Genomic DNA, 21399 nt, shown 5'->3' with positions numbered 1-21399 from the left:
CGAGTCGCGGCCATCGCGGCAGGCCTTCAGGGCTGTTCCGGCGACCTTCTGATCACCCGGCCCGTCGTTCGCGGCGAGCCGGGTTCTGCCTCGCTAGGGTCGAAGCCGTGACCACCGCCGCCTCGCAGACCCCCGTGCAGCTCGACACTGTCGCCGAGGCGACCACCCGCCTGCTCGACACCATCCGCGGCCTCGATGAACGCGCCGTCACCGAACCCTCCGCACTGCCCGGCTGGACCCGCGGCCACGTCCTGGCCCACCTCGCCCGCAACGCCGACAGCCTGGTCAACCTGCTGCTGTGGGCCCACACCGGCGTCGAAATCCCGCAATACGCCAGCTCTTTCCTGCGCGACCACGACATCGAAGCCGGCGCGCCCCGCCCATTCCCCGAACACCTCGCCGACAACGAGGCGGCCACTACCCGTTTCCTCGCCCTCGCCCGCTCACTCACCGACGACGCTTGGCGAGCACAGGTCCGCACCCGCCAGGGCCGCCCGATTCCTGCGACCGAAGTCCTGTGGATGCGCTTGCAGGAGGTCGAAATCCACCACGTCGACCTGAATGCGGGCTACCACCCGTCCGATTGGCCCACCCCCTTCGTCGCCCGCATCCTCCCCCAAGCCACCGCCGACCTCACCCGTCTCACCGCAGACAACCCCCTCGAGCCGTTCACCCTCCGAGCCACGGACTCCGACTTCACCGCCACCATCGGCACCGACCCCACCGCCCACACCATCTCCGGCCCGGCCTCCTCCCTAGCCGCCTGGCTACTCGGCCGCGGCACCGGCTCCGACCTCACCGGCGACCTGCCGCCCCTTCCGGCCTGGAAGTAACCCCGCGAGTGGCACGCCGCCGCGACATCGGCCGGCACGCCGCTCCGTCGTGGCCACTCGCGTAGGTCAGACCCCGGCTCTCCGACAGCGGCACCGGTTACGGGCGCAGGTTCGCTTCCACCTGCTCGGCTGACTCTTGCTCGCCGCCACCTTCATCCCGGTCGGTGACGCGCCGATCGTGCTACGCAGCGAGAGTCACAAGGCGGCTGTCTACGGCGTTCATGCGGCCCCCATCGCCTTCACGCTCACCACGAGGAGTTCCTGCCGGCGTCCTGAACACCGCACCGCCGAATGATGGCCTACCCGCCGGGCGACGCAAGGCGAGACGCGGCCGGCAGTCGCTCGGCGAACCTGGATCGGTCGCCGATCAACAGCGCCAGCCGGAGCCGAGTCACCGTTCATGTCGGTTTCAGTACCAAATCTGTCGTTTCCGACAGTATGTTCGGCCGCCCGGGGCAACTAGCGTGATGTTTGCAACGAAGGCCCGGAGAAGTCGGCGCGCGTGACTCACCACGTACCTGCGCTCACCGATCACCCTCGCCGGATTCCTGTTCCCTCGCCTGGAGTCACCTCTATGACCACAGCCAACTCCTCGATACCCGCGCCCCGCCCTACCGCTTCCCAAACCTGCCCGGTCCAGGGATCACCTATCAATACCGACACGCCTCAAGTCTGTTTGCGTAGCCGGAAGTTCGCCGCTGATCCGCACAGCGGCTACCGCCAGATGCGTCAGCAGCACGGCTCGCTGGTTCCGATGGAGTTGGCACCGAATGTGCCCGCGACCTTGGTGATCGGATATCGCACCGCACTGCGCATCCTCCACGACCCCGACCGTTTTCCGGCCGATCCGCGGACCTGGCAGCAAAGTATTCCCCACGACTCCCCCATCAAGCCGATGCTGGAGTGGCATCCGAACGCGTTGCGCAACACCGGAGCAGCACATGCTCGCTACCGCCAGACGTATACCGCGAGCATCGACGGGATCGACCTACACGCTCTGCATGCCACGGTCGAGAAGATCGCGATCCCGCTGATCGACAGCTTCTGTGCGGCCGGTTCCGCCGACCTGGTGTCTCAGTACGCGTTTCCCCTCGTCTTCGAGGCCCTCAACCAGATGGTCGGCTGCTCGGCGGAACTGGGGCGGCGGGTCGCGACCGGCATGGCCGCGCTCTTCGACACTGTCGAGGCTGCCCGGGGCATGCAGATGCTCAGCGAGGCGCTGATGGAGTTGATTCAGCTGCGACGCGCGGAGCCGGCGGACGACGTCACCTCGCGGCTGGCGCATCATCCGGCCGGCCTCGATGACACGGAAATGCTCTCCCAGCTGATCAGCTTCTACGGTGCGGGTATCGAGCCGCAGCAGAATCTGATCACCAATACCCTGTTGCTGATGCTGACCGACGACCGGTTCGGCGGCGACATGCTCGGCGGGAGTATGTCGACGCGCGACGCGCTCGATGAGGTGCTGTTCAACGACCCGCCGTTGGCCAACTTCTGCGCGACGTACCCACGGCAGCCGATCCTGATCGACAACACCTGGTTGCCTGCGCATCAGCCGGTGCTCATCAGCCTGGCCGGGTGCAACAACGACCCCGAGATCCGTGGCGGGGATCGGACCGGTAATCGCTCGCATCTGGCGTGGAGCACCGGACCACATGCCTGCCCGGCCAAGTCCGTGGCCTACCTCATCGTGCAGGAGGCCATCGACCAGCTTCTCGACGCCCTCCCGGAGCTGCGACTGGCTGTGCCACCCGAGCAGCTGGTGTGGCGGCCCGGCCCGTTCCACCGGGCTCTGACAGAGCTGCCGGTCGTCTTCCCCGTGTCCTCTCCGTTGACCATCACGGAAGCGGCCGCCGGAAGAAGCACGAACCGATAGGCCGATACCGGACGCGACGTAACCATCTCGGCCGTGGCACCACACATCGGCCACCCCGCGGCTGGTTCACACGAGATTCACGAGCCAGCAGCAGAGTACCTAGCCGCCAGTGGGAAGTAGGACAAGGTCGTATGACAGACGAAGTGTTCGAGGTAGCGCCCGTTGCCCATGTCAGTCGCCGTGAAGCTACCGACGATCACTGGGGTACCGAGGCGATCATCCGTATAGATGATCGCCGGTTCACCGTGAAGTCGGTGCAAGGCTTGGAGGAGTTCAGCCATCTCGAGATCGTGTTCCGGTTCCGCTTGACCAACCCAACGGATTTGGGTTTCGGTGGTTCCAGTGCACGGGATAATCCCACATGGCCGGAGGTCGGCATCTTCGCGCATCGGGACATGCCGCGCATCAACTGGCTCGGGGTCTCCCGTGCTCGACTGCTCCGAGTGGACGGGCTGGACCTGCACGTAGCCGAGCTGGACGCGGTAGACGGCACACCCGTGTTGGACATCAAGCCATGGTTCGCGCAGTGCGGTCCACGGGGAGAGATTCGGCAAGCTCGGTGGTCCACCGAGATGCTGGACAACTATTCCTAGACCGTCCGCGAAAATGCGCCGCACCCGTCCACATCGGGCAGGCGGGCGCAGATCCGTGGGATCGGGTCCGCTTCATACAGAAGCCCGCCCCTTCGTGGAGACAAGGTGGCGGGGCTGCGGGCGCTGGTCGGTCACAGTGACGACGGGAATGCCAGAAGCCCCTCCGTTGGTACCGGAGGAGCCTTCTACCTGGGTGCACCCGAAGGGATTCGAACCCCTAACTCTCTGATCCGTAGGTACAGGCGACGAGCGAGACTCCGCGCAGTACAGCGCGATCTCCACGTTGCGAATGTGGCCGAGGTACGCGGTTGTCGTCAGCAGTGTCGTCGTACAGCTCAGCGGACCAACTTAACCCCAGGTTGGGCCGGGGCGACGAATTGCCTAGTCGCAGGCGGTTTTTGATAGTGCGCGGTAAGTCAATCACGTGGGGTTTGTTTGCCTGCGTTCCTATCGTGTGGTCCCGTTCTGGTCCCGCTAGCCAGCTGGGAAAACACTCCCTCAGCTCCGCACTGCCAGGCACGCACGGGTCATCTGTCGGCGTGCCGGACGCTACCTCCTTCCCCACATCATCTCGGGCCGCGGCTACCGTGCCGAGAAGCTAGATGGGCTCGCCCCATCTACTCTTCGTCTGGAGAGCGGCATCGAGAGCACGTCCTCCCCAGCGCACTTAAATCCCAAGTACGCCACGCTTTTTGATGGTAACGGCGGCCAGTGAAACGACGATGCAGCAGGCGAAGCGGATCCGCGACGACAGGACATTGAAGATCATGCCACTGCATACGTACACGGGAATATGGTGGAAACCGGATGATCCCGAAGTTCAGTTTCCGGGAACATTGGCGATCTCAGCGGATGGCGAAGCCACTCTGGATCTACTCGGCGGTTTCCCATTGATGGTATGGGAGAAGATAGGCCAAGGTGCATACGGTTACGGCGGAGACCGCCTCCGCCTACCTATTGTGCATGGAAACTCTGCCGGTACCGAAATAACGCTACTTGATTGCCGCGAGAGCGATGCTGTCTATCCTTGGGCTTCCAACGGGCCTCGTGCACAGCAGCTTTCTTCCTATCGGACGATAGTAGGAGTCCACCTCCAAGCTGCCAGCGATGCGATATTTATCGCCGCGACGCTCCGTTTCGAAAATCTCCAACAATGGCTGGGTCTCGGAAATATAAACCATACATTTGACCGAGACGGTAAGGTTCGCCGCGCGGAGATTAATATGCCCGAACCACTATCTGTTGACGTCGACGGCCTCGCATTTCGAGTAGCGATGCATTCCAGCACATTCGGGTTTGACGTACGACGAGGCGAAATGGATGTTATCGCCAAAACCTCCACCACCTTGGAGATACGTTCATCTGTGCCGCGGACCCACGATGGGTTCAACGAGATTGCAATATCAATGGGGGACCTTCTGACGCTGGCATCAGGAGAGTCATGCGCGATCCTGAGTTACTCTCTCGAATTGGATAAAAAGCGAATAGATGAATTCCCTGATGTGCAGAAGGATGGCACCGTTGGGACACGCATGATCGAACGCACCATCACAACCATAGTTCATGCACCGCAGATCGCAGATCTTCAACCCGAAGAAAAGCCCATAATCCCAAAACAGAGATTTCTCTTCACTTGCGCCGATATGGACTTTGAGAGGCTGATTCCCTCCTGGCTACCCCTTTACCAAAAACTCAAGCCTGCGACGGATATTCTTTTCAGCCTCACTTACGGGCCGCCCAGATTTATTCAGGTTCAAGCCTTGACAGCGGGAGTTGCCCTAGAAGCAATGCATCGGTTCCTGTATCCCGAGGCATTGACTATGCTGCCCCACGATTTCGAGCAATTGCAAAATGCTGCACTATCGGGGCTTGTTGACGAAGAAGATAGAGAGCGCCTCCAGAAGACGATGAGGAATGAGCCGTCCTACAAGCAGCGGATCGAAGAACTCGCTTCAATACCTGACACGGCGGCTGTATCCTCCATTATCCCAGACATCAAAAAATGGGCTTCGAAGCAAACCCGAATTAGGAATGGTATAGCGCATGCCCTCGATGATAAAGCAGGGGGCGATGTCACGGAAATGTTTATCACTTATGAACGCGCTCGCAAGCTGCTCTACCTGATCCTCATGCACGAATTGGGTTTGCCTGCTGCGGTTCAGGTCCGCTCGATGGAACGTCACGAGTATCTGTCCAAGTAGGATTGAACCCGGATTTTGTGACGTAACTCTCGCTTCTAGGTACTCGTGTCAGCGTCGACCACTTGCGGGCACAGATCAGCCGGGTCGATAGCTGCCCTTTGGTGAGTTGACGCTGTAATTCACCCGGCACGTTAGCCCTGCTGGGTGGTGGTCTGCGCATATCGGGGCTAGCTTCCCAGCCAGGACATGCCTCTAGACTTGGCTCCTGAGCGGCGAAAATCGGTTGCAGCCATACCGGAACCTCCGGCTAACCGGGGCAGGGAACACCGGGGCTGTGAGCAGCGGCGGGAGTCGGTTAGTGGTCGCGCGATATGCCGCGTGAGCGTTCTTGCCCTTGTCCGGTGCCGCCACGCACAACGCCCGGCGCATGACCAGGCGGCTCCCGCACCGCTGCTGAAGGTGGTTGCGCCTGCCCGAGCCCGAGAATCTTCACTACTTCCGGGGGCACTCCCCTCGCTTGGAGTCGCGCCAGTTCTTCGGCGCGTTCCTTCTCTGCCGCCTCGCGTGCTTTGCGCGCTTTCTCCTCTGCCGTGCGGGCGTCGGCTGCTGACCGCTCCGCCCTGGCAGCGTCGGCCGCCTCTCGGGCCGCCTGTCCCCCAGCATCGGCGGACTCCCGTTCCCGCGACTGGTTGGGCACCGTAAATTGCTGCGCCACCCGTTCGGCGGCCTCACGCTCGACCCGCGCACGCTGCGTCTCCGACGTTTGGTGTGCTTGTCTGGATCGCTCGGCTTCTTCCCGCACTTGTCGATCGTGCTCGACTCGTTGGGGGGCTTCGGCCCGGCCACGCGTAGCACCGTCGCGGAGTCTCAGCATGTTCCGGAACTTTTCGGCTCGCTCGCGCGCTCTTGCTAGCTCAGCAATTTTCTCCCGACGATTCTGTAGCGCCTGCGCTTTTCCCTCCCGCGCCCTATCACGGACGCCGGGTAATTCGATCTGCTGACCGGCTTCTCGTTGCAGCCCTTGAGCCCAAATCTCTCGGGCAACCTCTCGCGAAATTTCCAGATGCGTAAACCGATCTTTAAAGTCCCGTTTCAGACCATCGATCAGCTTCTGCGCTTCCTGTGACCTGTATTCTCCCTCTACGGAGCGTAAGAGATGGCGATGATTTTCGTTCTTTTCCAATAGAGCGCGCAGCACCCTCAGTTGGTTCAGGTCCTTATCTCCATCGATTCTGCCCGACTTGTCTTCGATGGACAGTGTTTGCCCCTGGTCCTCCTTGATCTTGTCGAACCGGATTCCACCCTCGATGGTCTTGAATATGCGAGACTGCTGGACATAACCGTTTTCGCGGTCACGGAAGTATAGGTACGTGCCGTTCTCGAAGATCCTGCCGCGTTCGTGGGGCTTGTACTTCTCGCGGTCGTTGTCGTATCCGTCCGACATTCGTACCCAACCCCCGAATTGCGAAGATTAACGCGGCCATCTCCTGCAGCTAATTGCCATCCGACTGGCCGGCCATATCTTCACGCTTCTCCTCGTGGTAGCTCGCGTATTCGCGCAACGCTGCGGCCAAGTATGAAAACATTCCGGCGTGGTCGCTGGTGTTGTAATTGGTAATGTCTTTCACCAGCCGCCAGGCCACGATTTCATCCTCGTCGTGGGTGTCGCAGAGCAGGGCTGGATTCACCTGATCGTAGAGCGAATACTCTCGGCCGAACCATTCGTAATCTACCCAATCGGCACCCGCGAATCTGATGAAGCATTCCCCGATAAAGCAAACGAAAGCGTCGACCATGTCGGCGTTCTCGGGAGCCATCGCGGTAGCCATATCCGGGAACAACTCCGCGACAATGGGGTTGAGCCATTTCACCTCCGCCGAGTCTTCCGGCCATGGTTCCGAAGGAATCTCACGTATGCCCGCATAGTCCATGAACTTCTGGGCTTGCGCCTTGCGGCGGGCCGGATCAACCCATTTCCCCCATTCGGTCTGCTCGACGGGTACGCCGAGATCCATGGTCAACTGCTCGTCATTCCCCACGTCTACCTCGCTTCTCGTCATGGTCCGAACAGGTCAGTGTCGCGCGTGCACGGTCACCGGGCAAGGAACCATCATCGCTCGACATACAGCCGTTCACACGGCAGCCTGGGCCAGCCCTCAGCGCTATCAGGGAGCACGTTCACGGCGTCGACGTAGTGCCGTTTTCGATGATCTTGAACGAACATCAGAGCGGCAGTGAGGCAGGCAGCGAAGTCGAACCGTGCGCCGTGCAGGAACACCGACAGGTGCACATCCGGATCGTCCGGGAGCGGAGAAGTCATCGCGCATTCCTCCGGTCATCAACCACCCGGAACCCGATCCACGGACAGTCACCGCCGATGTTGCGTTCGTGCTCGCTGATCGTGCCGTCGACAAGCGGGACCAGGCGCAGGCAATGTCGGCTGTCCGGGCATCTGACATGCGTCACGAAACCACGCTGCCCGTTGGGTGCGCCGTCTGCTGTCTTCCACCATCGGCACCGCGACAGCGGAACCGTGCAGTCAGACATGAGCGACCGCCCAACGCCTACCCGGACCGCCACACGCCCGGATGCACTCGACCACAACCATTCCAGACGGACGGAACCTATCCCGGGGTGTCTCGATCCAATGCCGGACAGCGCCGGACTCGGCCGTGGGCGACGGCAACGCGACCGTCCCACCTTCCCGGACAATTGACACGTTGATCCGGAACAGCTCCGCGAAGAGCTTCGTGTCCTCAGGAAGATCGGGCCTGATCAGATACGTCCACCTGTTCGATCGAGGATGCGCCACGATCGGCCCTAACGCGTCTCTACGCCGCCGCATCACGTCTCTCACAGCGCGGCCCAACGGCGCAGGCATGGTCAGTGCCCCCACGTGCGACGAGCGCATGATGATGCGTCCCAGCTCGGGCGGGTCGATCACCGCAGGCAGATCGCACACACGCCGGTAGAAGTGACATCGGGACACCGGGGTGTCCCCAAACGCTGTGTGGCCCATGAAGACCTCTGCTCGTGTCGAAGGGGCATAGGGTGCGCCCGGCCCCGACAACCCCCTGATGGGTACCCGAGAACGGGAGCGGATGCGTTGAGGGACTTGCGGTTCCGCACTCCCTACCGGGCGCACATCCAGAACACACCCGTGACCGTCGAACTGGAATCCCCAATCGCACGAATTCAATTGACAGATGCCGTACTTTTACGGCGGACGCCGCCAGGTGGATGCTGCCAGTTGACGGCTTCCAAATCCGGGCCACTCGATAGTGAGGCTAACGACATGAGCGTTAACGGAAGCACCTTGGCGCGACGGGCTCTTGGCCGTGAACTCCGCAGGCTTCGTACGGCCAAGGGCATGACCCAGGCCGAAGCCGCGAGGACCGGCGAGACTTCCCCGCAATCAATCGGCCGCATCGAGGAGGGCCAGTCCACGCGCGTGACCAACATGATGGTCAACGCTCTCTGTGATGCGTTCAGTGCAAGCGACGTGGAGCGGAAAACCCTTCTCGGCCTGGTGCAAGAAGTTCGCGCAGCCCGTGAGCGTGGCGGAGGCTGGTGGAGGGCGTACGCGGACCAGATAGCTACGGACTTTGATCACTATCTGGCTCTGGAGGAGTCCGCGCGCCGGTTGACTGCCTGGAAGGTAACGATCGTTCCAGGACTGCTTCAGACTCCGGAGTATCGACGGGAAATTGCCTGGGCAGAGTCACCAGATGCACCCTCCGATGTGATCGAGAAGCGAATCGAGTGGGCCACGCGAAGGCAAACACGCCTCGAAGATCCTCACTTCACGCTCGATGTCATCTTGTCGGAGGCAGTACTCCGTGATCAGGTCGGAGGATCAGCCGTCATGGATCGACAGCTTCACCATCTGGCTGGAGTGTCTGAACTGCCGAACGTTTCCGTGCGCGTGGTGCCGTTCGGTGCACGGAGCATTCTCGGGTCCTACGTTGGATCATTCAGCCTGCTGGAGTTCCCGCAGTTGCCACAGTCCAAGCTTGCAGAGCCTCCGATCGTCTACGTAGAGGAGTACGCGGGCGATCTGTACCTGGAACGGGAAGCGGAGGTGGAGCGCTATCGCCATGCGTTGCGGGAGATAGACCGAGTAGCGTTGGACCAAGACAAGTCCAGGAGCTTGATCTTGGCTGTAGCAGCAAAGGAGTATGCCGCGTGAACATCGACCTGTCCGGGGCCGAATGGTTCAAGTCCATCCGTAGCGGCTCGACAAAGGATTGCGTGGAGGTAGCGCACCTGGACGGCGGACTGGTCGGCGTCCGTGACAGCAAGAACCCGACGGGCCCGGCGCTGGTGTTTACCCCCGGCGAGTGGGATGCCTTCGTTGCGGGTGCGCGTGACGGCGAGTTCGATCGGCCGTAGTGCAGGCAGCAAAAGCCCCGCGCCTCATATGGAGGTTGGCGGGGCTTTCGCGTTGTCGGGGCTATGCGCCGTCGGGCGTGACGGGTTCTCCGCTGCCGAGCCAGTGACCACCTGCGCGCCGTGTGTGCGGGGCAGGTACGCGTTCGGACTTGTCCGGGTTGTGCCCGGTCCTGATCGTCGGGCCGATACAACATCGCCGGGATCAGCTCCAAGATCGCCGGATCGCGGAGGCGAACAAGCTCGGGCTGGTGTTCACCTCGACCCGGAGCACTCCCCTGGAACCGCGGAACGTGAATCGGGGCCTTCGCTCAGCTGGTGAAGAAGGCCGGCGCCCGGCCGATTCGGTTGCACGATCTGCGGCACTCGTGCGCGACGCTGTTGTTCACGATGGGTGTGGAGGCGGCGACGGTGCAGCGGATCTTGCGGCACAGCTCGATCACCGTGACGACGGGCACCTACATGGACGTGATCGACGCCGTGCAGCGCGACGCCGTGACCGGAATGGACGCGCTGTTCGAGTGACATTGTCGTCAAATGGTGTCGTCAGAGATGCCAGAAGGCCCCTCCGTTGGTACCGGAGGGGCCTTCTACCTGCGTGCGCCCGAAGGGATTCGAACCCCTAACCTTCTGATCCGTAGTCAGATGCTCTATCCGTTGAGCTACGGGCGCATGTGTTATTCAGTTGTACCCGGTTACCCGGGCGTGGCGGAGGCGAGAGGATTTGAACCTCCGGTCCCCGTGAAGGGACAACTCATTAGCAGTGAGTCCCATTCGGCCGCTCTGGCACGCCTCCTGGAGCCTTCTCTTCGAGGGCACCGGTCCTTTCGAACCGCCGAGCCAAAAGGTTACAGGAGCTACCGTCCAGATCACAAAACGGCTGGTCAGCGTAGGTTACTGTCGAACCAATCGAAGATTCTGGTCTGCGAATCGACCGTATCGCCGTCGTCCGACTCCGAGGTGTCGGCGCGGTGGTGCGAGCCGGGGTAGGTGACCACCAGGCTGGCGACCGCGGCGCGGGCGGTGGCGTCACGCAGCTGGTCGACCTGGGCGGGCGGAGTGGCCGGGTCGTCCACGCCGAACAGGCCGAGCCACGGCGCCTGTAGGTGCGGAGCGGCGCGCACCAAGGCGTCGGCCTGGTCGGTGAGCGGCTCGACGATGCCGGGCGACGCGACGCTCACCGCGGCTCCGATCGGACGATTCGTCGCGACCAGGAACGCGGCGGTGCCCGCGGAATCGAAGCCGAGCACGCCGATAGTGTCGGGGAACACTCCGCGCCGGGTGAGCCAGTCGAAGCAGGCGTCGAAGTCGTCGAACAGTTCGTCGCCGAAGACTCCGCCGCCGGTTGGGCCGCCCCCGCGATGGAAGAGTTTGGGCGCTACAACCGTCCAACCCTCGCCTGCCAGCGCGTCCATCAGGTCGCGTAATGCGCCGGTGAACTCGCCGGACTCGTGCAGCAGCACGATTCCGCCGCGAGCATTTCCTTCTGGCTCCACCACCGTGATGGGCACCTGCCCACCGCTGGTCGGCCGCACGTCTTCCTGGTCGCTACCCCGCAGCGGGGCCATATCGTCGTAGGTGCCCGACATGAAACCAGCGTAGGGCGAGTTGCTGATCTTCGGTAGAAATTGCACGTGAGGGCCTATCGCCCTGATAATTTCCGGTACGCCGATCGGGCCGGCCACGGCGCGGATTAGGGTTGGAGTGTGACAGCGCAGATCCGGCCGGACCTCGAATCGATCCCGGCGTACACCCCCGGCCGCAGCAATCCAGGCGCGGTCAAGCTGGCCAGTAACGAGACGACTGTCCCTCCGCTGCCCGCCGCGGCCAAGGCCATCGCCGAGGCGGCCGAGCTGGCCCACCGGTATCCGGACAACCAGGTCACCGAGCTGCGCACGGCGCTGGCCGAGTTCCTCGGGGTGGGCTTCGAGAATGTCGCGGTCGGTTGCGGCAGCGTCGCGCTGTGCCAGGAGCTGGTGCAGATCACCTGCGCGTCCCCGTCCGACGAGGTGCTGTTCGCTTGGCGCTCGTTCGAGGCGTATCCGATCATCACCAAGGTGGGCAACGCCACCGCCGTGCAGGTACCGCTCACGGCGGGGCAGGTCCACGATCTGGACGCGCTGGCCGCCGCTGTCACCGAGCGGACCAAGTTGATCTTCGTCTGCAACCCGAACAACCCCACCGGCACCGCCGTCGGCAAGGCCGAGCTGGTCCGGTTCCTGGACGCGGTGCCGTCGCACGTGCTGGTGGTGCTGGACGAGGCGTACTACGAATACGTGCGGCTGGCCGACCACCCCGACGGCGTCGAGATCCGCCGCACCAGGCCCAATGTGGTTGTGCTGCGTACCTTCTCCAAGGCGTACGGCCTGGCCGGGCTGCGGGTGGGCTACGCGGTGGGCGACCCGGCCGTGATCACGGCACTGCTGAAGGTGCACATCCCGTTCAGCGTCAACCGGCTCGCGCAGGCGGCGGCGATCGCGTCGCTGGAGGCCCGTCACGAATTGCTGGATCGCACCGACGTTCTGGTCACCGAACGCGAACGGGTGCGCGACGCGCTGGTGGCCGCCGGGTACGCGGTGCCGCCGAGCGAAGCCAACTTCGTCTGGCTGCCCTTGGGCGCGCACAGCGCGGAGTTCGGCGAGGCGAGCGCGGCCGCAGGCGTGCTGGTGCGGCCGTACGGGGCCGACGGGGTGCGCGTCACCATCGGCGACCCACACGAGAACGATCTGTTCCTGAGCTTCGCCAGGGAGCCGGAGGTGCTCGCGCGGTTCCTCGGTTAGCGGACGCCGATCGCGGGCGCGATGGTGGGCCAGGAGAGGGCCAGTTCGTCCTCCCAGTACGGCCAGGAGTGCGTGCCGGTGGCCCGGAAGTGCGCGGTGACCGGGATGCCGAGGGACCGCAGCCGGTCGGTGAGCCGCCGGGTGCAGGCGTTGGTCGCGGCCTCCAGCGGGCCGCCGAAGGTGATGGCGCTGGGGAGATCGACGTTCGGGGTTCCTGGCACGTCGTGCACGCCGGGCAGGCCGCTGCCGACCGACAGATAGATCGTCTTGCCCCGCAACGCGTCCGCGTGCAGGGTGACGTCGTGCGCCAGCCAGGCCGGATCGTCCTGCTTGCCGAACATGTTGTCCGGCTCGCCCATGTAGGTGGCCACCACGGCCCGCGCCTGCGCCTGGCCGATGTCGGTGCCCATCGAGAAGCAGCCGCTGTGCGCCGCGATCGCCCGGTAGAGGGTCGGCTGGCGGAACGCGAGCATCATCGCGGCCTCCGCGCCCATCGAGACGCCCATGACCGCGTTGGTGCCGTTGCCCTCGAACTTCGCGTCGATCAGCGGGGGCAGTTCCTTGGCCAGGAACGTCTCCCACTTGTTGGTGCCGAGCACCGGGTCGGGGTGCTGCCAGTCGGTGTAGAAGCTGGCCGGACCGCCGACGGTGAGCACCACGTTGACGTCCTTGTCCGCGTAGAAGCGGTCGGCGTGCCCGAGTTCGGTCCAGTTGTTGCTGTCAGGGCTCGCGCTGCGTCCGTCGAGCATGTACACGGTCGGACGCGGGCGCGACCGGTCGCGCGGCAGCAGGACCTGCACCTCGACCACACGGCTCATCGCGGGTGAGGCGACGAAGACCCGCAGCCACCGATCGTTGATCGGTTCCACGCCCTCGATCCGGGGGGTCGAGGGTTGCTTACTGGTCGGCTCGGCAGGGCCGGGACCGTCCGAGGACCCGGTGTTCACCGGCGGAGGATTGCCGGGCGCGGCCGTGACCTGTGGAGCGCCGAACCCCACCGCACCGGAGACAAGTGCGGCGCTTATCAAAGCGCTGGAGACCCAACGCCGCACGCCCCGCCGAGACAGCATGCGACCCATCCTGCCAGAGCCCCCGAGGGTGGGTAGCAGGCCGTTACCGTGTCCAGGTCGGTACGCGGCGCTCACCGTGCGGCCAGACCGTCTTGCCAGCGGCGCTCCACTCCGGCGAAACGCCATACCGCGATGGCGACCGCCCAGGTGAGCACGAACAGCCCGACGATGATGTAGCCGAGATCACCCAGATCGAGGTTCCCGATCCAGGCCACGATGCCCGATTCGACCTCGAGTTTCTCGGCGAAGATCGAGACGATCTCCTGCCCGCCGATCAGCAGCGCCACCGCGACCGACAGCCCGGTGATCACCAGGTTGTAGTAGATCTTGCGCACCGGCTCGGCGAAGGCCCAGTCGTAGGCGAAGCTCATGAACGAACCGTCCAGCGAGTCGAACAGCGCCATGCCCGCCGAGAACAGCACGGGCAGAACCAGGATCGAGTACCAGGGCAGCCCGGTCGCCGCCGCGCCGCCCGCGATGACCAGCAGCCCGACCTCGGTGACAGTGTCGAATCCGAGCCCGAACAGCACGCCCACCGGATACATGTGCCTCGGCCTGCGCACCAGGCCGATCACCGGCCGCAGCACCCGGTTGAGCAGGCCCCGGCTGTCCAGCTGCCGTTCCAGCTGCGCCTCGTCGTACTCGCCCCGGCGCATCTGCCGGAACACCCGCCAGATGCCCACCAGCGACGCCAGATTCAGCAGGCCGATCAGGATGAGGAACGTGCCCGACACGCTGGTGCCCCACAGGCCCGTCCAGCGTTGCAGGGCCGAATCCTCGTCTTCCAAGTCGGACGCCAGCGCCCGCACGCCGAACGCGAGCAACGCCACCAGCACGAACACCACGGTGGAGTGGCCGAGCGCGAACCAGAAACCGACGGTCTGGACATTTCGCTTCCCGTTCTCCGCCACCAGTTTCCGCGTGGTGTTATCGATCGCGGCGATATGGTCGGCGTCGAACGCGTGCCGCATGCCGAGCGTGTACGCCGTCACGCCGAGACCGACACCGAAGACGGAGCCCTCGATCACATAGTGCCCCGGCGCGACGAACAGCAGGAGCGTGCCCCAGCCGAGGATATGCAGCGCGACGACGGCGACCGACATACCGATGACACTGCGCACGAGCGAACCCCTCAACCCTCGAAAAGCAGATCGGGTCAACGATACTCGACAGCGCCGATTCCGTTCCGCGTCTTCGGGCGATCCAGCAAATCCAGCAAATCATGGCACACCGTCAGCACACCCGCCGTACGCTGAGCGTCGGTCCTTTCCGGGTATCGAACTAGGACGGGCATGATCGCGTATTCACCGCACTGGCGTCGAGGTCACCGCACTGGGCTTCGGCGCGCAGAGCGGACCGGCCGCTCGGTTCGCAGTCGCGACAGCCCGTCCGGTGTTCGGACAATTATCGGGCGGAGGCTATTTCTTAGCATCTGCCCCTCGCGCCTGCGCGGGCCGCCGCGACACAGCCGGTGCCAGCTGCGCTCGCGCGCGAATTCTCTGCTCGACTCGCCTGTTTCATCGCAGCACCTATGCCCGACCGGAGAAAACCGTGAATCCAGTGTCACCAGTCGCCTCGATCGAGAACGAATCGGATAGGAAGCCTTTCCTGCCCGATCTGCAACGCCGGATGCAGGAGTGCGACGAGTTCTTCCGGCTGCCCGAATTGGGGCACCTGAACGCCCAGCGCAGGCGCGGCGCGCTGGAGCAGCTCGAACAGACCGGCGCGTATCTGCAGACCGCCGAGGAGATCCTCATCGGAGCCAAACTCGCCTGGCGTAATCACGCCCGATGCGTGGGCCGGAAACATTGGCGCTCCCTGAAATTGCTCGACGCCCGGCGCGTGCGCTCGGCCCGCGACCTGGCCGAGGTCTGCTGGCAGCACCTGCACATGGCCACCAACGGCGGCGCCATCCAGTCGATGATCACCGTCGGCCCGCCGCGGCAGCCGGACGGTCGCGAGTTCCGCATCGTCAGTCCGCAGATCATCCGCTACGCGGGATATCGCAACGGGGACGGCACGGTCACCGGCGACGCCGCCAATATCGAGCTCACCGCATTAGCGACCGAGCTCGGGTGGCGCGGCGCAGGAACGCCTTTCGACATTCTTCCGCTGTTGATCAGCACGCCCGACGAGCCGATTCGCTGGTTCGACATTCCGCCCGAGCTGGCGCGCGAGGTGGAACTCGAGCACCCCGAGTTCGAATGGTTCGCCGGACTGGGCCTGCGCTGGCACGCGCTGCCCGCGGTGTCCGATATGAACCTCGAGATCGGCGGCATGACGTATCCGTTCGCGCCGTTCAACGGCTGGTACCTGGGAGCGGAGATCGGCGCGCGCAACCTCAGCGATGCCAACCGCTACAACATGCTGCCGCTGATCGCCGAGATGATGTGCCTGGACACCAGGTCCGAGCGCAGCCTGTGGCGGGATCAAGCCTTGGTCGAACTCAACCGCGCGGTGCTGCACAGCTTCCGGAAGGCGGGCGTGTACATCGTCGACCACCACACCGTGGCCAAGCAGTTCTGCGATCACGTCAAGCGCGAGGAGGCCGCGGGCCGGGCCTGCCCCACCGACTGGTCCTGGATCAACCCGCCCATTTCCTCCGGGCTGACCCCGACCTTCCACCGCTACTACGACCCGCCCGACCTGGACATCCGGCCCAACTTCGTCCGAAGGGAGTTCGGTGCGGACGGGGCACTGTGACCCGATCTACCGTTGGCGAAAAGCCGAGCGGAGGAAACGGCACGGCTTGTCCGGAACCGCCTGCCCAGCGCCGGCCGTTCCGGACAAGCCAGCGGGCTATGTGCGCTGCCAGTGCCAGCCTTCTCGGTCGTTGTAGGTGCACACCCATCCTTGACCGCTGGTTCCGGGGCCATCGTAGGCCGTCCAGTTCGCAGTCTCCTTGGTGCAGGCGATGTGAGTGGGATACGCGTTGGCACTCGGCGCCGCGAGCGCCAACGACCCGGTGACGACCGCCGCAGCGGCAATGACGAATGAAACCTTCTTGCGAAGGGTGGTCATGATTCCTCCCCAGAACATACGAGTTATATCAATGCGAATCAGGCACTTGCCACAGTGACCGCCGGTTCGACTGACCAGCGAAAGACCGCCGATTGCCCAGAGGCAATCCGCCCCCACCGCAACTGCCTGGAACAGTCCCGACTTCTCATCGGGGACCGATAGCAATCCCCTCTGTGACAGCCGACCGATCGTGAATACAGTTGCCTTAATCCCCCTTTCCCCGGCGACCATCTTATGCATGGACGATCGAAATAGCCAGTGGCACCAGCCTGCCCGCACCAAAGCAACCCGGAATCGAGGGAACCGCTCGCGGCCGGCATTCAGTCGACAAGGACGCCGATCGAAACAAGTAGCGGAAACCGCTGGCAGGCACCTAATTTTCGGTTCCTGCCAGCGGTTTTCAGTTGCGGAGACGGAGGGATTTGAACCCCCGGTCGCTCTCGCGACGCTCGCTTTCAAGGCGAGTGCATTCGGCCGCTCTGCCACGTCTCCAGGGACCTGATCGTAGCGGACGCCTCAGCCGGAGTGCTTGCCGATTTCCTCGTCGACGCGTTCGAAGACCTCGCCGATCACCTCGAGCTGGGCCGGGGCCAGCAGGTCGATGAAGTGGCGGCGGACGGCTTCGACGTGGCCGGGGGCCGCGGCTTCCAGGCGGCGGATGCCCTCCTCGGTGAGTTCGGCGAGCACGCCGCGGCCGTCCTCCAGGCAGGTGTTGCGCCGGACCATCTGCTGGGCCTCCAGCCGACGGATCTGATGGGTCAGCTTGCTACGCGAGGACAGCACGCCGTCGGCCAGCTCGCTCATCCGCAGCGAGTGGTCGGGTGCCTCGGAGAGCAGGACCAGGATCCGGTATTCGGCGACGGTCAGGTCGCTGTCGCGCTGCAGTTGACGATTCAGCGCCGTCATCAGGCGCTGGTGGCCGTCCATGTAGGCGCGCCAGGCGCGCTGCTGCGCCGGGGTGAGCCAGCGGGGCTCGGCCACGACGCGACCGCTCGGTTCGGGATGCACGATGGTCATTCTAAGCGCGGCGAACTGCGGAAATGGGCAGGCATCGCAGGTCAGCGCACCGTGGACAAGAGTGCCCGACTCACCGCGGCCGGGTTCGCGCACCCGGACAAGCCCAGCGCGGAGTCGAAATCGGCGAGCAGCGCCCGCAGTGCGTGCCGGGCGCCGGCCGCGCCCGCGAGACCGAGGCCGTAGGCCCACGGCCGCCCGTAGAGCACCGCCTTCGCGCCCAAGGCCAGCGCGACGAGCACGTCCGAACCGGTGCGCACACCGGAGTCGAACAGCACGTCGGCGCGGTCGCCGATGGTGGCGACCACCGTGGGTAGCGCGTCCAGCGCCGCGATGGAGCCGTCCACCTGGCGGCCGCCGTGGTTGCTCACCACCACCGCGTCGGCGCCGGCATCGACCACCTGGCGTGCGTCGTCGGGATGCAGGATGCCTTTCACCGCGATCGGCAGATCGGTCCATTCGCGCAGACGTGCCAGGTCGGCGGGCCGCAGCGTGTGGTTGCCGAACAGTCCGGCCCAGGTGAGGATGGCCGTGCGCATCGCCTCTTCGCTCTCCTCCGGCGCCGCGGGCAGCTTGGCCAGGAACACCGGATCGGACAGGTAGTTGGCGAGGCCCTTGCCGTGCAGGAACGGCAGGTGCGCCTGCTCCAGATCGCGCGGCCGCCACCCGAGGGTCGGGGTGTCGGCGGTGACCACGATCGCCGAAGCCCCGGCCCGCTCGGCGCGCTGGACGAAGGAGCAGGCCAGTTCGTCGTCCGCGGGCCAATACAGCTGGTACCACCACGCCCCGGCCGCCGCGCCGACGTCTTCGATGGTCGAAGAGGCCGCGGTGGACAGCACCGTGCCGATGCCGAGTCCCTTGGTCACCTCGGCCACGATCACCTCGCCGCCCTCGTGCAGCAGTTCGAGGACACCGATCGGCGCGGTGAGCACGGGTGCGGCCAGCTTCGTGCCGAGCACCTCCACCGACAGATCGCGAGCGCCGGGCCCGGTGGAGCCGCGCAGCACGCGCGGCAGGAGGCGGTAGCGCTCGAAGGCGGACCGGTTGGCGGCGGCGGTGCGCTCCGCGGACGCGCTCCCCGCGACGTAGGCGAAGGCGGCCGGATCCAGCCGCTCCCGCGCCAGCGACTCCAAACCCTCGGCGGTCATGGGCAATTCGGGTCGCACACCACCCAGGCCACCCAGGTAGATCTCGTTCTGGAAATCGATGAAGCCGCCGTTCACCACCGGAACGGTAGTCCGTGCCGCCGGTCACCGCAGGCGGCTGGCCAGATTGCTCGGCGCACCTGCGGCCCCGAGACCGACTCGAGGGGGGGCAGCGCGCAGCCGTCCGTCCGGGCGGAGCACTATGGCACGGTGCGTGCGATAGATCTGAACGGTTTCGGCGGACCCGAGGTCATGTCCTTGGCCGAGGTGCCGGATCTGAAGCCCGGACACGGCGAAGTGCTGATCGAGGTGGCCGCGGCGGGCGTCAACCGCGCCGATCTGTTGCAGCGTCAGGGCTATTACCCGCCCCCGCAGGGAGCCAGCCCGCTCCTGGGACTCGAATGCTCGGGTGTCATCGCCGAACTCGGCGACGGAGTGCGGGAGTGGGCGGTCGGCGATCGGGTGTGCGCGCTGCTGTCCGGCGGAGGTTACGCCGAACGGGTCGCGGTGCCCGCGACCCAGGTGCTTCCGGTCCCGGACGGCCTCGACCTGGGCGCGGCGGCCGGGCTGCCCGAAGTGGCGGCCACCGTGTGGTCGAACCTGGTGATGACCGCCGATCTGCGGGCCGGTCAGCTGCTGCTGATCCACGGCGGCGGCAGCGGGATCGGCACACACGCCATCCAGGTCGCCAAAGCCCTCGGCGCGCGCGTCGCGGTGACCGCCGGATCGGCCGAGAAGCTGGCGCGCTGCGCGGAGCTCGGGGCGGACGTGCTGATCAACTACAAAGAGGACGACTTCGTCGCCGTCGTGCGCGCCGAGCGATCGGCGGCGGGCAGCCCCGGCGCGAACGTGATCCTCGACAACATGGGCGCGGCCTACCTGGGACGTAACGTCGAGGCGCTGGCCGAGCACGGCCGCCTCGTGGTGATCGGCATGCAGGGTGGACTGACCGCCGAACTGAATCTGGGCGCCCTGCTGCGCAAGTGGGGCACGGTGCACGCCACCAACGTGCGTGCGCGGCCCGCGACCGGCGCGGGCAGCAAGGCCGAGATCGTCGCCGAGGTGCGCGGACGGCTGTGGCCGTTGCTCGGCGACGGCACGGTGGCGCCGATCATCGCCGCCGAACTGCCGATCGAGGAGGCCGCCGAGGCGCACCGGTTGCTGGACTCCGGCGAGGTGTTCGGCAAGGTGGTGCTGCGGGTGCGGGAACTCTGAGCACGACCGCGCCGGTCACTCCAGCGCCAGCAGGGCCCTGCCGAGTTGATCGATCTCGAACTTCGTGGTGTAGGGCGCGAGGCCGATGGTCACCGCGCCGCCCTCGTCGTTGACGCCCAGCGCGTCCAGCAGCCTGCTGCCGCCGTGTACGCCACTCACCGTGCCGATCCGGTTGTCTGCGAGCTTGGCCGCGACCTTCTCCGCCTGCATGCCCGCGAGCGTGAAGCTGACCGTGGGAATGCGGGTGGACGCGCGGCCGATCACGGTGAGGCCGGGGATCGAGTCCAGCACGCTCATCAAGTGCTCGAACAGCTGGTCGTGGTAGTCCTGCAGCGAGGTGATCGACATCTCCAGGCGCTCACGCCGGGTACCGTGCGCCCGCTCGTCCAGCCCGGCCAGGAAGTCGATCGAGGTGGTCAGGCCCGCCAGCAGCGCGTACTGGTGCCCGCCGACCTCCAGTCGCTCGGCGCCCTTCGCATAGGGGTTCAACGACATGGACGGGATCCGGTCCAGGAACGCCGGGTCACGGAAGACGAGCGCGCCGATCTGCGGCCCGCCCCATGCCGGTGCACTGAGCGCGACGACGTCGGCGTTCAGTTCATCGATGTCGATCAGGGCGTAGGGCGCGGCGCCGAACGCGTCGGCCACCAGGAGGCCGCCCACCTCGTGTACCCGGTCCGCGGCCACCCGTACGGCAGGCGCCGAGCCGACGATCGGCGAGGCGGCGGTGAGCGCGACCAGGCGCGCGGTGGGCCCGATCAGCTCCTCGAACTGCCAAGACGGCATCTCGCAGGTCTCGATCTCCACCTCGGCCCAGCGCACGTGCGCGCCGTAGCGGTTGGCGATGCGCAGCCAGGGCGCGACGTTGGCCTCGTCGTCCAGCCGGGACAGCACGATGCCGGTGCCGAGGCCGAGCCGGGAGCTCAGCGATTCGGCGAGCCAGGCCAGCAGGACCGCGCGGTCGGGGCCGAGCACGACACCCGCCGGGTCACCGCCGACCAGGTCGGCCACCGCCTCGCGGGCCGCGTCCAGAATCGCCGCGCTGCGCACGGCGGCGCCGTTGCGGCCGATATGGGAAAAGGAAGAGGTTCGAAAACCCGTTGATACGGCGCGGGATACCGCGTCCGGAACCAGCATGCCCGCTTGCGGGTCGAGATGGATCCAGCCGTCGCCCAGGGACGGTATCAGGCCCCGAACCCTCGCGACGTCGTAAGTCATGCTGGCCACTCTAAGGGCAGCGGGCGAGCCTGTGTAACCGCGTTCCCCTCCACATTGTGGCGGGAGCACAGCGACCTGGGACTCAGCATGGTGACCGACTTTCG

General features: G+C 65.2%; 20 protein-coding genes and 3 tRNA genes. 10 read left to right on the top strand and 13 right to left on the bottom strand.

All coding sequences use genetic code 11. The features are described 5' to 3' along the window. Positions 1-107 precede the first annotated feature (107 nt). The 4 genes from ON19_RS01380 (at position 108) to ON19_RS41575 (ending at position 5503) form a co-directional block, all read left to right on the top strand. Complete coding sequence (locus ON19_RS01380; protein ID WP_043685197.1) at positions 108-833, top strand: maleylpyruvate isomerase family mycothiol-dependent enzyme; 726 nt, start codon at positions 108-110, stop codon at positions 831-833. Positions 834-1407: 574 nt separating this feature from the next. Then, on the top strand, positions 1408-2709 hold the full coding sequence (locus ON19_RS01375; RefSeq protein ID WP_051168429.1) for a cytochrome P450: 1302 nt from the start codon (positions 1408-1410) through the stop codon (positions 2707-2709). A 131-nt stretch (positions 2710-2840) separates the two neighbouring features. Further along, the gene (locus ON19_RS01370) at positions 2841-3302 is read left to right on the top strand and encodes a TrmO family methyltransferase domain-containing protein (protein WP_043685194.1); all 462 of its coding nucleotides are present in this window, start codon (positions 2841-2843) and stop codon (positions 3300-3302) included. A gap of 722 nt (positions 3303-4024) precedes the next feature. Beyond that, positions 4025-5503 carry an ApeA N-terminal domain 1-containing protein gene (locus ON19_RS41575; protein ID WP_157229561.1) on the top strand — a complete coding sequence of 493 codons (1479 nt, stop codon included), beginning with the start codon at positions 4025-4027 and terminating at the stop codon, positions 5501-5503. Positions 5504-5798: 295 nt separating this feature from the next. On the opposite strand, the gene ON19_RS01360 is transcribed toward ON19_RS41575, so the two are convergent. The 3 genes from ON19_RS01360 to ON19_RS01350 all read right to left on the bottom strand — a co-directional run bounded on the left by ON19_RS01360 (position 5799) and on the right by ON19_RS01350 (position 7763). Beyond that, positions 5799-6887 (bottom strand): hypothetical protein, encoded by a 1089-nt coding sequence (locus ON19_RS01360; protein ID WP_043685189.1) that lies wholly within the window; start codon positions 6885-6887, stop codon positions 5799-5801. Between the two features lie 49 nt (positions 6888-6936). Beyond that, positions 6937-7482 (bottom strand): hypothetical protein, encoded by a 546-nt coding sequence (locus ON19_RS01355; protein WP_157229560.1) that lies wholly within the window; start codon positions 7480-7482, stop codon positions 6937-6939. A gap of 71 nt (positions 7483-7553) precedes the next feature. Further along, positions 7554-7763 carry a hypothetical protein gene (locus ON19_RS01350; protein ID WP_043685184.1) on the bottom strand — a complete coding sequence of 70 codons (210 nt, stop codon included), beginning with the start codon at positions 7761-7763 and terminating at the stop codon, positions 7554-7556. 975 nt (positions 7764-8738) lie between these two features. Here ON19_RS01350 and ON19_RS01340 point away from each other — a divergent pair. From ON19_RS01340 to ON19_RS43530, 3 genes are all read left to right on the top strand, one after another. Then, positions 8739-9632: a helix-turn-helix domain-containing protein gene (locus ON19_RS01340; RefSeq protein WP_043685177.1), complete on the top strand. Its 894-nt coding sequence runs from the start codon at positions 8739-8741 to the stop codon at positions 9630-9632. Beyond that, positions 9629-9835, top strand: a complete 207-nt coding sequence (locus ON19_RS01335) for a DUF397 domain-containing protein (RefSeq protein ID WP_043685174.1) — start codon at positions 9629-9631, stop codon at positions 9833-9835. The genes ON19_RS01340 and ON19_RS01335 overlap by 4 nt, the downstream gene beginning before the upstream one ends. Positions 9836-10129: 294 nt before the next feature. Further along, entirely contained in the window at positions 10130-10357 is a 228-nt protein-coding gene (locus tag ON19_RS43530) for a tyrosine-type recombinase/integrase (protein ID WP_306307015.1), read from the top strand. Between the two features lie 74 nt (positions 10358-10431). Here ON19_RS43530 and ON19_RS01325 read toward each other — a convergent pair. The 3 genes from ON19_RS01325 to ON19_RS01315 form a co-directional block, all read right to left on the bottom strand. Beyond that, a tRNA-Arg gene (locus ON19_RS01325) sits at positions 10432-10504 on the bottom strand. A 34-nt stretch (positions 10505-10538) separates the two neighbouring features. Beyond that, positions 10539-10628: transfer RNA gene (locus ON19_RS01320), tRNA-Ser, on the bottom strand. Between the two features lie 88 nt (positions 10629-10716). Then, positions 10717-11421 carry a dienelactone hydrolase family protein gene (locus ON19_RS01315; RefSeq protein WP_043685292.1) on the bottom strand — a complete coding sequence of 235 codons (705 nt, stop codon included), beginning with the start codon at positions 11419-11421 and terminating at the stop codon, positions 10717-10719. A 117-nt stretch (positions 11422-11538) separates the two neighbouring features. On the opposite strand from ON19_RS01315, the gene hisC reads away from it, so the two are divergent. Beyond that, positions 11539-12612, top strand: coding sequence for a histidinol-phosphate transaminase (gene hisC / locus ON19_RS01310; protein WP_043685168.1), 1074 nt, complete (start codon positions 11539-11541; stop codon positions 12610-12612). Here hisC and ON19_RS01305 read toward each other — a convergent pair. After that, positions 12609-13682, bottom strand: a complete 1074-nt coding sequence (locus ON19_RS01305; protein WP_043685165.1) for an alpha/beta hydrolase — start codon at positions 13680-13682, stop codon at positions 12609-12611. The genes hisC and ON19_RS01305 overlap by 4 nt on opposite strands. A 71-nt stretch (positions 13683-13753) precedes the next feature. Then, a complete protein-coding gene (gene nicT, locus ON19_RS01300; protein ID WP_498043907.1) occupies positions 13754-14842 on the bottom strand; it encodes a Nickel transporter NicT in 1089 nt (362 codons plus the stop codon). A 469-nt stretch (positions 14843-15311) separates the two neighbouring features. Between nicT and ON19_RS01295 the strand changes: the two genes are divergently transcribed. Further along, the gene (locus ON19_RS01295) at positions 15312-16385 is read left to right on the top strand and encodes a nitric oxide synthase oxygenase (RefSeq protein ID WP_157229562.1); all 1074 of its coding nucleotides are present in this window, start codon (positions 15312-15314) and stop codon (positions 16383-16385) included. 96 nt (positions 16386-16481) lie between these two features. Here ON19_RS01295 and ON19_RS01290 read toward each other — a convergent pair whose 3' ends face one another. The 4 genes from ON19_RS01290 to ON19_RS01275 form a co-directional block, all read right to left on the bottom strand. Continuing rightward, complete coding sequence (locus ON19_RS01290; protein WP_157229559.1) at positions 16482-16703, bottom strand: hypothetical protein; 222 nt, start codon at positions 16701-16703, stop codon at positions 16482-16484. A 407-nt stretch (positions 16704-17110) separates the two neighbouring features. Further along, positions 17111-17195: transfer RNA gene (locus ON19_RS01285), tRNA-Ser, on the bottom strand. A 24-nt stretch (positions 17196-17219) separates the two neighbouring features. After that, entirely contained in the window at positions 17220-17720 is a 501-nt protein-coding gene (locus ON19_RS01280) for a MarR family winged helix-turn-helix transcriptional regulator (RefSeq protein WP_051168426.1), read from the bottom strand. Between the two features lie 41 nt (positions 17721-17761). Further along, entirely contained in the window at positions 17762-18940 is a 1179-nt protein-coding gene (locus ON19_RS01275; RefSeq protein ID WP_218006360.1) for an alpha-hydroxy-acid oxidizing protein, read from the bottom strand. Positions 18941-19072: 132 nt separating this feature from the next. Between ON19_RS01275 and ON19_RS01270 the strand changes: the two genes are divergently transcribed. After that, positions 19073-20077: an NAD(P)H-quinone oxidoreductase gene (locus ON19_RS01270; protein ID WP_043685157.1), complete on the top strand. Its 1005-nt coding sequence runs from the start codon at positions 19073-19075 to the stop codon at positions 20075-20077. Between the two features lie 15 nt (positions 20078-20092). On the opposite strand, the gene ON19_RS01265 is transcribed toward ON19_RS01270, so the two are convergent. Continuing rightward, a complete protein-coding gene (locus ON19_RS01265; protein ID WP_043685154.1) occupies positions 20093-21295 on the bottom strand; it encodes a cysteine desulfurase-like protein in 1203 nt (400 codons plus the stop codon). Positions 21296-21399 lie beyond the last annotated feature (104 nt).

The sequence above is a fragment of the Nocardia abscessus NBRC 100374 genome (genome assembly GCF_000308455.1).
GTDB classification, from domain to species: domain Bacteria; phylum Actinomycetota; class Actinomycetes; order Mycobacteriales; family Mycobacteriaceae; genus Nocardia; species Nocardia abscessus.
Note: the sequence above shows the minus strand (reverse complement) of the source record. Positions and strands in the feature narration are given on the sequence as shown.